We start from the raw sequence: 14,682 nt of genomic DNA, 5'->3' as shown, positions 1-14,682 counted from the left end.
GTGTAATGGCGGTTTTTAAAAAAGAAAAAGGATTTAGGGTTTCCGCTTCCGGAAAAATGTGATACGATTTTAGAGGAATTTTTACATAGACAATAGCTGGAGTGAATCAATTGGAAACGGGTAAACCTAATTATAAAATGATCGTCATACTCATCTGGGTTGTTATTCTATGGGGTGTGAATGCGGTAGCAATAAAATATTTAACGCAGTTTTATCCGCCGTTGGTCCTGGCGCCTGTCCGGTTATGCCTGGCCAGCCTGTTGCTGGTGCCGGTTATGATCGTCCAGAAATGCTGGAGACTTCCCCGAAAAGCCTGGCCTTCGGTTGGTGGAATCGCTTTGTTTTGCATATTTTTGCATCAGATTGCCCTTACTTTCGGTATTAAAGCCACCAGCGGCACCCATGCCGTGCTGATTTTAGGAATGAATCCGCTCATGACGGCCCTGCTGGCCGGTTATTTCTTAAAGGAGAAGTTTACGGCAGCCAAGGCAGCCGGCATGGTTTTGGGATTTGGTGGGTTGTTGTTTGTTGTGGCGGCCAATGCACAAAGCGGAGCCAGTCTGTTTGGTGATGCTGTGATGGGGATTGCCACGCTGGTCTTTGTCATTGGCTCGCTTTTTGTTAAAACAGCTACTTCTTATGCCAGTCCGTTAACGGTTACCGCCTACAGCCATGCGTTGGCTGCCGCCGGGCTTGGCCTGGTCGGGTTTGCGGCCAATCCGGACTGGGGCCATGCCGCTTATTCTTCCTGGATACCGGTAGCTGTACTGCTATTTTCCAGTTTTTTCAGTACCGCATTGGGCGCCTTGCTTTGGAATGTGTCTATCAGGCATTTGGGTGCTTCCACGGCGTCGTTGTTCCAAAACGGCTGTCCGGTCATCGGCGTATTTGCCTCGGTGCTTTTTCTTGGTGAGCAGCTAAGCTGGCACCATCTTACGGCTTTGGTGCTGGTTGTTCTGGGGGTTACCATCGGTACGGGAATTCTTCCGCTGCCGCAGTTTGGCCGCGGTAAGCAGGCTATGGACCAGCAGGCGTAAAGCGGGCTGCATTTGGGATGGTGTGTAGCGGCCTGCTATTTGCCAGATTGGTTACTATAATATAAAGGAGTGATGGTGATGAGTATACATATTGGGGCTAAACCGGGAGCTATTGCCGAAACGGTGCTGCTGCCCGGCGATCCGCTGCGGGCGAAGTTCATTGCCGAAAATTTTCTGGAAGATGCCGTGGGTTACAATGAAGTGCGCGGTATGTACGGTTTTACCGGCTTTTACAAAGGAGAGCGGATCTCGGTGCAGGGAACAGGCATGGGTATTCCCTCCATATCCATCTATGTAAATGAACTAATTACTCAGTATGGCGTAAAGCGTCTTATCCGGACCGGCACCTGCGGCTCGCTGCAGGAAAACGTAAAGGTAAAGGATGTCATTCTGGCAATGGCTGTTTCCCACGACTCCAATATCAACGCTCAGCGGTTTCCGGGGATGACCTACGCCCCAACGGCCGACTTTGCGCTTTTGCAGCAGGCCTATGCGGCGGCAGCGAAGCTGGGTATTAAACCCAAGGTAGGCAATGTGCTGACTTCCGATACTTTTTATCATGACGATCCGGATTATTGGAAGCGCTGGGCGGCCTATGGCGTGCTGGCGGTGGAAATGGAAACAGCGGGACTGTATACGCTGGCTGCCAAATACGGTGTGCAGGCGCTGACTATTGTAACGGTGAGCGATCATCTGGTTACCGGTGAGGCAACGACAGCCGAGGAACGGCAGACCACGTTTACGCAGATGATGAACATTGCCCTGGAAACGGTAAAATAAGAAAGCAGGCAGTTCTGACGAAGTCGGTCGGGGCTGCCTGTTTTAATTACTTTTGGCAAAGTTGAGCAAATATGCGGTTATATGGTTAGTGGAAAAATTACCCTTGAAAAAATTTTCTAGTGGATTTATAATTTAAACATGTTTAAATAACTGAGGTGTTATATGGCCAGACCTCCACAGGATCCCCAAATCCGTATTAATGAGATTTTGGATACGGCAAAATATTTATTTAGTAGTAAAGGTTATTTTGGCACCACTGTCAGCGATATTGCCAAGAAAATGGGTGTCACCCAGGGTATGTTTTACTACTATTTTAAATCCAAGGAAGAAATTCTTGAAGAACTGCTTAAGCGTCAAACGGCTATATTAGTGTCCGAAGTTAGAGAGATGACTTATTCTAGCTTTCTTCCTTCCGAGAAGCTGGGACTTCTGACCGGTATCATCATTAAGAGCATTCGAGCGCAAGGCATGGAATTGTTAGATACTGTCTATCATGAGAAAAATTTGCATATTAAAAATAAATTAATTCAGGAAGTAACGGGCTTACTCACACCATGGGGCTTAAGAATCCTTGAAGAGGGGCAGCGTTGCGGTGAATTCAAAGTAGAACATCCGCCAACTTCCTGGAGTTTTATTTTACTGGTTAACGAATTTTTAATTGACGCCCTTTATGAAAAAATAGCTGACGATCTTCTGGAACTGCGTGTGAGGCTTGCAGAATCACTTATTGAAAGAGTAGTTGGCCTGCCAGCGGGAAAAATTCATATTTTATTCTAAACAGTGAGAAGAGAATATAATGAGAAAGTCTTTACTGTGCCACTTTCTCTAATCAGAGGGGGAGTGGTCGATTTGAATCAATTAATTAAATGCATTTAATTAATTGTGTATATGCTGAGTACAGGGAGTGATGTCTCAAACTCCGCTTTCTCTAACTATGAGTTGGCGGTTTTTTTGATATATTAATTAAACGTATTTAATTAAATGAGTTTAATTAATTTGCTGGATTATAAAGCTTTGCTACAAATTAATTGAGGAGTGAGATCATGCAATTATCAGCTTTATCAAGTAAAATCAACCGAAAAAAATTATACTTAACCCTGTCTGTAATCGCCGGCTTGTGCATTCTCGGCAGTGTACTCTGGAAAGGACAGCAGCCTGCCCAGGAAACTCTCAAGGAAATTCCTGCAGTACGTACTACCGTCATTGGTGGTTCCGATATTTCGCAAGGTTATACTTACGCCGGTGAGGTGAGGGGGCGTTATGAAAGTCAGTTGGCTTTTCAGGTAAATGGGAAAATCATCAAAAGAAATATTCAACTGGGCAGTAAAGTAGATGCCGGTGACGTTCTTTTGCAAATTGATGCAAAAGATGTCCTGCAAACGGTAAATAACTATTCTGCTCAGGTCGATTCGGCTGAATCGCAATTGCAATTGGCTGAGAGCAATCTTAAACGCTATCGTGAATTATTAGAAGGAGGCGCAATCAGCCAGTCGCAATATGATCAATATGTCAATGCTTACAAAGTGGCTGTAGCCGGGGTACGGCAGACCCAGGCCCAATACACACAAGGCACCAATCAATTGGATTATACCTTGTTAAAGGCTGATAAACCGGGGATCGTATCAGGTATCTCTGCCGAAATAGGTCAAGTTGTCAGTGCCGGGCAAGTGATTGTCACTGTCGTACAGGACGGAGAGCGAGAAGTAGAAATCAGTGTACCGGAAAACCGGATAGAAGGCCTGCGCAAAGCTGAAAAAATACAGGTTTCCTTTTGGGCTTTGCCAGAGGTGACAGTAACCGGTAAAATAAGGGAGATTTCTCCGATGGCTGATCAAACCACCCGTACTTTTAAAGTCCGGGTCAGTTTAGTCAACCCGCCGCCCGAAATGAAGTTGGGTATGACCGCTGCCGTAGCCATAAACGACAGCACGATGCAACCAACTGTGAATATTCCTGTAGCGGCTGTTTACCAGGCTGAAGGAAACACTCCTGCTGTCTGGGTGGTAACAGACGGCAGGGTAACCTTGCGTTCCATTCAAACCGGCAACTATGGCAAGGATAATACCATTCAGGTTATCAGTGGCTTACAGCAGGGAGACCGGATTGTTATTGCCGGGGTTCATAAACTGACCGAAGGGCAACAAGTGAGCATCGGTGGTGATTCATTGTGAAAGGCTTCAACTTGACCGAATGGTCGTTGAATCATAAGCAAGTCATATACTTTTTTATGATACTTTTTTTCATTGCCGGTTTTGTCTCCTATCAAAAGCTGGGAAGAATGGAAGATCCTGATTTTACCATTAAGCAAATGATTGTCAGTGCAGCCTGGCCGGGAGCCACGGCGAAACAGATGGAGGAACAAGTTACCGATAAAATTGAAAAGAAATTGCAGGACCTGCCGGGACTCGATTATTTAAAGAGTTATTCTACTCCGGGCACAACAGTTATTTATGTCCATTTAAAGGATTCTATACTCCAAAAGGAGGTGCGCGGCAAATGGCTGGAAGTTCGCAATATGGTTAACGATATTGCGGGCACCCTTCCTACCGGCGTCACTACACCGCAATTTAATGACCGGTTTGACGAGGTTTATGGCGTGGTATTCGCTTTAACCGGTGATGGTTATACCTATGAGGATATGCGCGTAAAAGCGGAAAGAATCCGGCGAATTTTATTGGGAGTTCCCAGTGTAAAAAAAGTAAATCTGCTTGGCGTACAGACTGAAAAGATTTATGTTGAAGTCGAAAATAATAAATTGGCACAATTAGGCATTGATCCCACTCTCATTACAAGCACATTGCAAGCGCAAAACGCCATGTCCGCATCGGGCATGTTGGAAACAACCAGCGATAATATTTACTTGCGGGTTACCGGCATGTTCGAAAATCTGGAAGATGTTAAAAATACTCCGATTCAGGCGAATGGCCGCACCTTCCGCCTTGGCGATATTGCTACCGTTACCCGTTCCTACAGCGAGCCTTCCGATCCTAAGTTTTATTATAATGGGGAGCCCAGTGTCGGAATTTCTCTGGCCATGGAACCTGGTGGCAATGTCTTGACTTTAGGTGAGAATATCGCTAAAACAATCGAACAGGTGAAAAAAGAATTGCCGGCCGGTATGGAAATTCATCAAACGGTAAATCAACCTAAAGTGGTGGAAAGCTCAATTGATGAATTTGTAGAATCGCTGTTTGAAGCCATTGTGATTGTTCTTATTGTCAGTTTTATTAGTCTGGGTGTGCATTCAGGCATTATCGTGGCCTTATGTATTCCTCTGGTTATCGCCATCGTGTTTACCTTTATGAACTTGTTCAGTATTGATTTACAGCGTATATCTTTGGGCGCTCTGATTATTGCTTTGGGATTGCTAGTTGACGATGCGATTATTACCATTGAAACCATGGTGGTTAAACTTGAACAAGGCTGGAGCCGCTTTAATGCCGCCTGCTTTGCCTATTCCTCCACTGCCTATCCCCGTTTAACCGGGGAACTGGTGACCTGCGCCGGCTTTATTCCGGTCGGCTTTGCCGTCGGGAGTGCGTCGGAATATTGCGTTACCATCTTTACAGTTGTCACCATCTCCTTGCTGACCTCCTGGATTGTTGCCGGAACCGCCACTCCGTTGCTAGGCTACTTATTTATCAAAATTAAGCCCAAAAATGACGGTGAAACCGAGCACGATCCTTATGACACGGTTTTTTATCAAAAATTTAAAAAGCTTTTGGTTTGGTGCATGACTCATAAAAAAATCGTTTTAGGAATGACTGTGGGCGTTTTTATTGTTGCAGTTTCTGCCTTAGGGCTGGTAAAGCAACAGTTTTTTCCGGCTTCTACCCGTTCGGAGCTGATTGTCCAGTTGGAACTGCCGGAAGGCTCTTCGCTTAAAAATATGGATGCTGTTGCCTGCCAGTTTGCCCAAGAACTGGAAGGTGATCCGCAAATTTCTTATTATACCTATCATGTAGGGGAAGGTGCGCCTCGTTTTGTGCTAAGTTTTGATCCCACAGCAAACAAGACTAATTTTTCCGAATTCATCATTGTCGCCAAAGATTACAAGGCCCGTGATGAACTGCAGAAGAAATATCGTCAGGTGCTAATAAACGAATTTTCCGATGTACAATTCCATACCAAAGTAATCAATAACGGTCCTACTTCCGACTATCCGGTCATGCTGCGGGTCAAAGGATACGACGTGGACAAAGTGCGGGAAATTGCCGAACAGGTACAGACGGTTATGGCCGCTAATCCCCATACCCGAAACGTCAATTTAAAATGGAGTGAAAAAAGTAAGATCGCCCATTTATCCATAGACCAGGATAAGGTCCGCAAACTGGGGATTACATCACAAACTCTGGCATCTGCGCTGCAGATGCAACAGTCAGGAACAGATATCACTCAATTCCGTGAAGATGACAAAACAGTTAATATGTTGCTTCGCTTTGACGCGCAGGATCGAAACAATCCTGCTGAAATTAAAAATTTCAACATTCCGCTTGGCAATGGCAAATATGTTCCGCTTGATCAAATTGCCAAAATCAGCTTTGAAGCAGAAGACGGATTGATTTACCGGCGTGATCTAAAACCGATGATCTGGATACAGGCGGAATTGAATTCTAACGATGTAACCGGGGATAATGTGGCGGAACAAGTCTACAACAACCTGAATGAATTGCGCGCCGGGTTACCGTTTGGCTACAGCATTGAGTATGACGGACCTAAGGAGGATAGCATCAAGGCAGTCGGTTTTATGATGCAGCCTGTTCCGGCCATGATCATTGCGATTATGATTCTTTTAATTATACAACTGCAGAACATTCCCAAAATGATTCTGACTTTGATGACAGCGCCGCTGGGATTTATTGGCGTGGTTGCCGGACTATTGATTACCAACAGTCCTATGGGCTTTGTCGTTCAATTAGGTATGTTAGCCCTATCGGGGATCATCATGCGTAATACCGTTATATTAATGGATCAGATTGACCAATTGTTAGATAATGGCGAACCGCTTTGGGATGCCATTATTAACGCTACTGTCATCCGGCTGCGGCCCATTCTGTTGACAGCTGCGGCAGCTATTTTAGGCATGATTCCTTTAGTCTCCAGTATTTTCTGGGGGCCGATGGCTATTGCTATTGCGGCGGGATTAATGGGGGCTACTATTTTAACCTTGGTTGTATTACCGGTCATGTACGCCGCCTGGTATAGAGCGAAGCCTAATAGTAGTGTGCAAGGCAACGTGACTACCGGTGCAGCCGGTCCTTCAGTTTAACTTTGCTGTTTAGAATGTAATAGCTATTCTTTTGTTCCTATATGGCACAGCCTATTAACCATATTTATTGTCTGGAAGGAAGTGTTGTCATGAGTGAAACGGAAAATCTAAAACTAGAAGAAATCACAACTGCAATAAAATCAACTAAAGATTGCCGTATGCTTGAGAGATACCAGGCAGTTAAGTTGTATTTAGAAGGCTCGCAGGTTGACCAGATTGCTGAAATTATCAGTAGATGCCGCGTAACAGTTGGTTCTTATATTCGTGCTTATTTAGCAAAGGGCCTTTCCGGTTTAGAGCGTAAACTTCCTCCTGGCCGACAGCCTTTTTTGAGTGACACGCAAAAGCAACAGGTAAAACAGGTGGTTTCCCAACGTCCTGAAGAAGTTGGCTTTCCTGGCGAACTGAATTGGACATGTTCGTTAGTCGCCTCCTGGATTTATTGTCAATTCCAAATAAAATATTCAGATCGTGGGGTATTGTTTTTACTGCATGATCTGGGTTTTAGCTACACACATTCTACCTATACACTGGTTAAAGCAAATGATGGAGAGAAAGGAGAAAGCTTAAAAAAAAATTAGCCTTATTAAAACTTGTCTGCTTTTAGTCCGTTATATGGTTTAAAAATATTTATAAGGAGTTGAACATAATGGAAATGGTGTATAAGAAAATTTTGGTACCTGTAGATGGTTCACGTCATTCAATAAGAGCACTGCTGCATGCCGAAGCCTTAGCACGTTCTTTTGCCGGCGAACTTAACATTCTTTATGTATCGGTCCTGTCTCAGCAGGTTCCGCTATACGATCAAATTCAAGGCTCTAAAATTCCACCCCATGCAGCTAAAGATCCCGCAAGCTTTGCTAAAGCAATTTTGGCAGAAGCTACTCAGCTTGTCCCGAAAGATATTCCGGTTAAAACCTATAACGAATTGGGCGAACCACGTACTTTTATTATTGACTTTGCCAACAACAATGAGTGTGACGTCATTGTTGTTGGCAGTCGAGGACTGGGGACAATTGCCGGGCTATTTTTGGGCAGTGTCAGTACATACGTTGTGCATCATGCTACCTGTCCTGTTCTGGTTGTTCACTAATTTAATCTGTCTGTATAGCAGCAGGCTATGTTGCATACTGGCCGAGCAAGAAACAGCATAAAATAAGCCATTCGCTGCATCAATAATCAATGGAGATCTCAATATATCCTTTTAAGGAGTTGGTGATATGAAAAACGATACAGCCAACAAAATACTGGATAATGCCACTTTTTTATTTGCCAAACTTGGTTTTGAAACTGTAACTGTAAATCAATTAGCGCGAGAGGCAAAAAGTAATCCTGCAGCAATTTCCTATTATTTCGGTAATAAAGAGAATCTTTATCAAGAGGTTTTAAGAAGACAGTTTAGTCCTCCTATTCAATCATTAAAAGAAATAGAATTCGGGTCCGGTACTACCGCTACCGAGAGATTGCTCACCTATACAAATGTATTAACTGCGATCCAATACAAACAACCTTATTTATCTGTATTTTGGCAACGTGAAATGAGCCGTCACCCTACTACTGAGAGCAGTTTTTTTGTAAGGGAATATACGCTGCAATTATATCAGTATATCGTCTCTTCTTTGCGTCATGGAATTTCCCAGGAAGAATTTCTTGCCGATTTGGAACCTTTCCATACGGCCTCCGTATTAGTAGAAATGCTGCATGCGCCACATCTTGCCGTGTCATTACTACCGCAGGAACTAAACTTATCCGATAAAGCTAACCGTAAAAATTATATTATGCAATCCATTCATTATTGTTTGCAAGGAATTCGGTGCTGAAAGTAGTTCTATTAAAAGCCAGCCGTTGGACCGGCCTGCTTGATTATTAGAAAGGGGAAAATCGGAGTACAGGCGCTGACGATTGTAACGGTCAGCGATCATCTGGTTACCGGTGAGGCTGCGACAGGCGAGGAACGGCAGACCATGTTTATGCAAATGATGAACATTGTTCTGGAACTGACAAAATAATAAGAACGCAACTAAGCAGCCCCGGCTATCATGCCGGGGCTGCTTTAGCTGCTGCCGGAATTTTTTGCCCGGCAGGTTCAGGATGGATATTGATACGAGCTTTATACGAACAAAAAGGAGTGCTTTATTTTGGGTTCTCGGCAGTAGGCTGAGAACTGTTTTTATGCCTTGCAACTTTTATAAAATGGAATGGTAGAATACCTGCATGGCTGATTTTATATTTGCCTTAATGCCGGCTATGCCGGCAAGAACAATATCATGGTAAAATAATTTTTCATCATGTGCGGTTTCGAGTATGTTTGCTACTTGCTCGCCACCGGCTATTGTCCCATAAGTATAATAATTTATTTTAGTAATGCCATTATGAATGGCGGTTTTGAAATCATCATCAGAAAGGCCGGAACCTCCGTGCATGACTAAAGGAATATCGATTTTTTCTTTAATTTCGGTTATACGGTTTAAATCTAAACGGGGTTTGGTCAGATAAACTCCGTGCGTTGTTCCAAAGGAAATAGCCAGTGCGTCTACATTGGTTCCTTCGACAAATTTCCGGGCGGTTTCAGGATCGGTATAACAATCTTCCAGCGAAGCGAAATCTTCGGCGCCCACAGCTCCGCGTCCTTCACCGCCGCCTATGGCTGAGGTGAAAATATGACCTAATTCGGCTTCTACAGAAACACCAACAGCGTGGGCGATACGAACCATTTCTTTTGTTTCGTTAAAGTTTTCCTCATAACTTTTGGCAGAAGCATCGTACATAATGGAGGTAAAGCCAAGGCGAATCGCCTGCATACATAAATCGAAGCTGGAGCCGTGGTCCAAATGCACACATACCGGAACCGTTGCTCTTTTGGCAAAATCGAGCATGATAGGACCGATAACAGTCAAGGGGATATATTTTTCGTGCACTTCTGCGTGTTGTATGATGACTGGAGTTTGCAACTCCTCTGCAGCAGAAATAACTGCCTGAATCGATTCCAGATTGGGGACATTAAAGGCACCTACTGCATACTTGTGCTTTTTTGCCGTTAATAACACATCTTTCATTGTGGTTAACATACGAATCCTCCATTCGCTTTTATTGATTACTTAAGAAAAAGTATAACCAATGGTAATATAATTGTCAATTATCTTTTAATACGCAAATGCAACTGGTTAAGTCAATAAACTCAATATTTGTAGGTTTTATATTGACATTTTAAAAATTACGGATTATTCTACTTATAACCAATGGTAATATAAAACGAAGGGGATGTGACAAGTGGTTATGATTGTGGGATTTATGAAAAGTGTGCTGGTAACATGATTGGAATCTTGCTGGTAATACATGTGGAGCTGATTGCTGTTGATGTAATTGGCGGTATATTAAATATCTTGTAATTAAAATAAAGAAATATTAGAATAATGGGGTGAATGAAATTGAGTCACAAAATGAAAACAGCCGTATTTACCGGAGTAGGTCAAATCCAGCTGGAAGAATACGATATACCTGAAGTCGAGCCCGATAAAGTACTGATCAAAGTAGATGCCTGTGCTATCTGCACATGGGAACAGCGGGTTTATAAAGGAATTAAGCAAGTCGAGTTTCCCTTTATTGGCGGGCATGAAACGGTTGGCCAAATTATTGCTATGGGAGATCGCGTAGATAAGGTACACTGGCAGTTACATGACCGGGTAGCTCTTGGTGTTACACTTGCTTGTAATAATTGCTATCAATGCAAGAGCGGAAATGAACAAAATTGTGAACATTTTAATCATAGCAAGCAGCTTGAAGGCCTTCCGCATAAAGGGATGGGAGGACTCAGTTCTCATTTGCTTGTACATCCAGCCAATTTGTTTAAATACAAAAATATTTCGGTCGAAGAGGCAACTGTTACGGAACCTGTGTCGTGCGTATTGCATAGCGTGGAAACGGCCGATGTGCAATTTGGTGATGTTGTAGTTGTCATTGGCTGTGGAATTATGGGCTTGTTGCATGTTCTTCTTGCCACTAGGAAAGGTGCGGTAGTCATTGTATCTGATACCGACGAAAAGAGGACTGCATTAGCGCTGAAAATGGGCGCGGCATATGCGGTTAATCCTAAGAGAGAAGATTTGGCGGAAAGAGTAAGGGAGATTACTGACGGTCTTAAGGCGCAAGTTGTATTTGATACAACACCTATTTCAGCAGTGGTTGAGGAAGCGAGAAAATGCCTTGCGAATAATGGCAGGCTTGTTTTATATAGCGCGTTTTATCCGGACATCCCGGTATCTTTTAGCCCCGATTGGCTTCATAAAAGCGCCGTTAAAGTATTGGGAACAGCCAATTCCAATGCGCGGGATTTTGTGAAAGCGACAAGAATGCTGTCATATGGTATCATAGATGTAAAGCCGTTTATTAGTGAAGTATATCCGGTAAATGATATAAAGGCCGCATTTGAATCTGCCAGCAAGGGAGACAAATTTAGAGTCGTTGTTAAGTTCTAAAATGATAACAGGGAGTGTAGCGTTTTGGCTGTCGGAAAAAGGGAAGGCGAATTTTTGTATGATGAATTAAAAAAAAGGATCTTAGCTGATTATTCCGATAAGCCATATTTTACACCCCTGCCAAGCGAACGGGATCTTTGCAGTAATTATAATGTCAGTCGCCCTACTGTCAGGAAGGCTTTATTGCTGTTGGAAGAAGAAAAATTTATAGTAAAGATTCCGACGAAGGGAACATTCTTCCTCGGTAATAAAGAGTTTGTTGATGGTCAGTCAGAAACGAGTAAAAATGAACTGGCATTTTACAATCGAGTTGTTTTAAGAGGCAACTATACAAGCAGTAAGGTGTTATTTCAAAATATAGAGCCAGCTTCGTTAGAGGTGGCAGCCAAATTGGAATTGAAAAAGGGCGATTATGTATTTCGATTGGAGCGATTGCGTTACATTAACGGCAAGGTTTATTCTTTGGCGAATGCATATCTTCCTTATACCTTGTGTTCAGGACTCTTGGAAAAAGACTTTACCAACAGATCGTTATACCGTACTTTGGCGGAGTATGGTATTTATCCGAGCTATGCCCATAAGGTGATCGAAATTTCAAAAGCGGAAGAGTATGAAGCACTGCATCTGGGCATTCAGGTTGGCGATCCGATTACGATTACCTATACGGTAACTTTCGATGAAAATAATAGGATTCTCGAATATGTGATATCGAAATCATTAGCGTATAAAACCAGAATTGAATTGACTGTTTCTACCGACCGTGAGCGATCTGGCAAGCTGCATTCTTTTCCTGCCGGTGAGCCATAAGCTAACAACGCGCTACTAAGCTCTCAGCAATATGCTGGGAGCTTTTTTGCCGGCTGCAGCCGTATTTACAGGAGCTGGTGAAGAGGCCCCTGAAACAGGCAAAATACTAAACGGAAAAACCGAGCCGCCCCCGGTGTAATAACTGGGGCGGCTCGGTCAAAATAGATATGTTTGCGAGTTTTACGCGAAGATAAAGGGGTATAATATAAAGCGTAATGACTCCTTTTTGCTATGTATTTTTTTGTTTCCCGGCGGTTTTGGCTGCCGGGCCTTTTTATTTTGTAAAGTTGTTAAGCAGACAAGCGTTTTGCTGGCGGTCGGCTCAGGCCCGGAACTCTTCAGCCAGGGCCTTAAAGGCGCTGATGGAATTCTTGATGGTTTCCATGCTGACGCAGTAGGCGAGGCGGAAGTAGCCGGGGCAGCCGAAGCCGCTGCCGGGAACGATCAGCAGATTGTATTTCAAGGCTCGCTGGGCAAATTCCACATCATCCGGGATAAGCGCCTTGGGGAACAGGTAGAAAGCCCCTTCCGGCTTAACGCAGGTAAAGCCCAGTTCGGTCAGGTGGGAGTAGAGATAGTCGCGGCGGCGTTTGTATTCGTCGGTGTTGACGGCCACATCCAGCGAGTCGCCAATAACTTTCTGAAAGAGGGACGGCGCATTGACAAAGCCCAAGGTGCGGTTGGCAAAGATCAGACCGCTAATGAGGAGCTCCACGTCTTTAATTTGCGGATTGACGGCGATGTAGCCGATCCGTTCGCCGGGTAAGGCCAGCGACTTGCTGTAAGAGTTGACTACAGCAGAATTGGGGAAAATCGAAAGAATGTTGGGCACCTTGGCGTTGTCATAGACAATTTTGCTGTAAGGTTCGTCGGAAATCACAAGAATCTGGGAGCCAAATTCCTGTTCCTTGCGGGCTAAGAGGCCGGCAACCTGGGTAAGGACAGCTTCGCTGTAGATAACGCCGGTCGGGTTGTTCGGCGAGTTAATGATGAGTGCTTTGGTTTTCGGGGTAATAGCCTGTTCCAGAGCGGCTATAGAGGGCTGGAAAGTGGCCGGATCGGTCGGGACAACCACCAGTTTGCCGCCATGGTTTTCGGCGTAGAACCCGTATTCCACAAAGTATGGCGCCAGGGCGATGACTTCATCCCCGGGGTTTAGAATGCTTTTTAAGACAACATTGAGCCCGCCGGCAGCACCGCAGGTCATAATAATATGGTTCGACGTCAATGGCAGGCCGGATTCTTCGCCGGTTCGTTTCGCTATCTTTTCCCTGATCTCGGGATAGCCGGCGTTATTCATATACTTGTGCAGTCCTGCCGTTTCGCCGGTTACGTATTTGATCAGGGCGTCCTGCACTTCCTGCGGCGGTTCGTAGTCAGGATTACCCAGGCTGAAATCGTAGACCTTTTCCGAACCATAGAGCTTACGAAGTTTTTCGCCCTGCTCAAACATGGCGCGAATCCATGAAGATTTGCTGATTTTGTTTTGAATATTTTGTGACAACATGGTTGTTCCCTCCAGATCTTCAATTAAAAAACCAGTACCTTGTCAGCTTTAAAACAGTAGGATGCTGGCAAAGTTATTTTTCGCAGCATAAGATGGAGAAGGAGGCATACCGGAAGTATGCTAAGTGACGACAGCGAAGGAACGTAGTTCCCTGAGTCACTGGCTTAAGGCTGGTAAGGTACTAGTACCATTATATGGCACAATGCCTAGCCTTGCAAACAGAAGATGGACCGGGCCTTCCTGACTAGGGACAGAAACAGGAGGGAAGCACCGGACATGATGGCAAAGAAGCGGATGGGATGTTCTTTTTTCCCGATAGAGTCACCGAAGCCTTTAACGCATCATAGGATACATTAGAAACCGCTACTTAATAAAATATTCTATGAGGAGGTTGTCATTATGGCTTGGGGAAATGGATTTGGCCGCGGAGGAAGTTGGTTTATCATAATCATTATCATCCTTTTGTTGTTCTGCTGCTTCGATGATAACGGCTGCTCGCCGACTTGTTAGGCGGTAGCGGCACGAAAGGTCGCTAAAGACCGTCTTCCCGGAAAGGGAAGGCGGTCTTTTTCCTGCATTTGTCCGGATAAATAGAGACAATAAGGTATAAAACAGGAGTAGCACGCAGTGTGCTACTCTTATGTATTATTTGTGGTTTAGATTTAGAAACCGTGGAACACTTGATAGCACTGCCCTGTCCGAAGCAAGTACATTTTTGTCAATTTCGTTTGTGAAATATGTGCAACTGCTTTGTGTGGACACTGGTTCTCAGCCGCCCGTATAATGAAGGTGTCGATCGGCAGGGAT

The 14,682-nt window shown here is 44.3% G+C and carries 13 protein-coding genes; 11 read left to right on the top strand and 2 right to left on the bottom strand.

The features are described from left to right. The first annotated feature begins 110 nt into the window (after window positions 1–110). From BMW43_RS11585 to BMW43_RS21165, 9 genes are all read left to right on the top strand, one after another. Window positions 111–1,037: a DMT family transporter gene (locus BMW43_RS11585; RefSeq protein WP_245732392.1), complete on the top strand. Its 927-nt coding sequence runs from the start codon at window positions 111–113 to the stop codon at window positions 1,035–1,037. Between the two features lie 78 nt (window positions 1,038–1,115). After that, the gene (gene deoD / locus BMW43_RS11580; protein WP_091747420.1) at window positions 1,116–1,817 is read left to right on the top strand and encodes a purine-nucleoside phosphorylase; all 702 of its coding nucleotides are present in this window, start codon (window positions 1,116–1,118) and stop codon (window positions 1,815–1,817) included. A 162-nt stretch (window positions 1,818–1,979) separates the two neighbouring features. Beyond that, window positions 1,980–2,594, top strand: a complete 615-nt coding sequence (locus BMW43_RS11575; RefSeq protein ID WP_091747417.1) for a TetR/AcrR family transcriptional regulator — start codon at window positions 1,980–1,982, stop codon at window positions 2,592–2,594. 266 nt (window positions 2,595–2,860) lie between these two features. Beyond that, window positions 2,861–3,988 (top strand): efflux RND transporter periplasmic adaptor subunit, encoded by a 1,128-nt coding sequence (locus tag BMW43_RS11570; RefSeq protein ID WP_091747414.1) that lies wholly within the window; start codon window positions 2,861–2,863, stop codon window positions 3,986–3,988. Continuing rightward, entirely contained in the window at window positions 3,985–7,086 is a 3,102-nt protein-coding gene (locus tag BMW43_RS11565) for an efflux RND transporter permease subunit (RefSeq protein ID WP_091747412.1), read from the top strand. Before BMW43_RS11570 ends, BMW43_RS11565 begins: the two co-directional genes overlap by 4 nt. A gap of 89 nt (window positions 7,087–7,175) precedes the next feature. Further along, entirely contained in the window at window positions 7,176–7,667 is a 492-nt protein-coding gene (locus BMW43_RS11560; RefSeq protein WP_177173572.1) for a helix-turn-helix domain-containing protein, read from the top strand. A gap of 68 nt (window positions 7,668–7,735) precedes the next feature. Continuing rightward, a complete protein-coding gene (locus tag BMW43_RS11555; protein ID WP_091747406.1) occupies window positions 7,736–8,179 on the top strand; it encodes a universal stress protein in 444 nt (147 codons plus the stop codon). Window positions 8,180–8,306: 127 nt separating this feature from the next. Next, window positions 8,307–8,906: a TetR/AcrR family transcriptional regulator gene (locus BMW43_RS11550; protein WP_091747403.1), complete on the top strand. Its 600-nt coding sequence runs from the start codon at window positions 8,307–8,309 to the stop codon at window positions 8,904–8,906. A 39-nt stretch (window positions 8,907–8,945) separates the two neighbouring features. Then, window positions 8,946–9,095, top strand: a complete 150-nt coding sequence (locus tag BMW43_RS21165; protein WP_177173571.1) for a hypothetical protein — start codon at window positions 8,946–8,948, stop codon at window positions 9,093–9,095. Window positions 9,096–9,272: 177 nt separating this feature from the next. Here BMW43_RS21165 and BMW43_RS11545 read toward each other — a convergent pair whose 3' ends face one another. After that, a complete protein-coding gene (locus BMW43_RS11545) occupies window positions 9,273–10,154 on the bottom strand; it encodes a class II fructose-bisphosphate aldolase (RefSeq protein ID WP_091747400.1) in 882 nt (293 codons plus the stop codon). 372 nt (window positions 10,155–10,526) lie between these two features. On the opposite strand from BMW43_RS11545, the gene BMW43_RS11540 reads away from it, so the two are divergent. Continuing rightward, window positions 10,527–11,561 carry a zinc-dependent alcohol dehydrogenase gene (locus tag BMW43_RS11540; RefSeq protein WP_091747397.1) on the top strand — a complete coding sequence of 345 codons (1,035 nt, stop codon included), beginning with the start codon at window positions 10,527–10,529 and terminating at the stop codon, window positions 11,559–11,561. A gap of 24 nt (window positions 11,562–11,585) precedes the next feature. Further along, a complete protein-coding gene (locus BMW43_RS11535) occupies window positions 11,586–12,368 on the top strand; it encodes a GntR family transcriptional regulator (RefSeq protein ID WP_091747394.1) in 783 nt (260 codons plus the stop codon). Between the two features lie 322 nt (window positions 12,369–12,690). On the opposite strand, the gene BMW43_RS11530 is transcribed toward BMW43_RS11535, so the two are convergent. Continuing rightward, window positions 12,691–13,875 carry a pyridoxal phosphate-dependent aminotransferase gene (locus BMW43_RS11530; RefSeq protein WP_091747392.1) on the bottom strand — a complete coding sequence of 395 codons (1,185 nt, stop codon included), beginning with the start codon at window positions 13,873–13,875 and terminating at the stop codon, window positions 12,691–12,693. Window positions 13,876–14,682: the final 807 nt, after the last annotated feature.

The sequence above is a fragment of the Propionispora vibrioides genome, assembly GCF_900110485.1.
GTDB lineage: Bacteria > Bacillota > Negativicutes > Propionisporales > Propionisporaceae > Propionispora > Propionispora vibrioides.
The sequence above is the reverse complement of the archived record's forward strand: the minus strand, read 5'-3'. Positions and strand labels throughout refer to the sequence as shown.

Bases quoted from the DNA above. Each gene is read 5' to 3' on its own strand.
- BMW43_RS11560 (WP_177173572.1), top strand. From the start codon at position 7,176: ATGAGTGAAACGGAAAATCTAAAACTAGAAGAAATCACAACTGCAATA.
- BMW43_RS11540 (WP_091747397.1), top strand. From the start codon at position 10,527: ATGAAAACAGCCGTATTTACCGGAGTAGGTCAAATCCAGCTGGAAGAA.
- BMW43_RS11550 (WP_091747403.1), top strand. From the start codon at position 8,307: ATGAAAAACGATACAGCCAACAAAATACTGGATAATGCCACTTTTTTA.
- BMW43_RS11570 (WP_091747414.1), top strand. From the start codon at position 2,861: ATGCAATTATCAGCTTTATCAAGTAAAATCAACCGAAAAAAATTATAC.
- BMW43_RS11555 (WP_091747406.1), top strand. From the start codon at position 7,736: ATGGAAATGGTGTATAAGAAAATTTTGGTACCTGTAGATGGTTCACGT.
- BMW43_RS11575 (WP_091747417.1), top strand. From the start codon at position 1,980: ATGGCCAGACCTCCACAGGATCCCCAAATCCGTATTAATGAGATTTTG.
- BMW43_RS11545 (WP_091747400.1), bottom strand. From the start codon at position 10,154: ATGTTAACCACAATGAAAGATGTGTTATTAACGGCAAAAAAGCACAAG.
- deoD (WP_091747420.1), top strand. From the start codon at position 1,116: ATGAGTATACATATTGGGGCTAAACCGGGAGCTATTGCCGAAACGGTG.
- BMW43_RS11530 (WP_091747392.1), bottom strand. From the start codon at position 13,875: ATGTTGTCACAAAATATTCAAAACAAAATCAGCAAATCTTCATGGATT.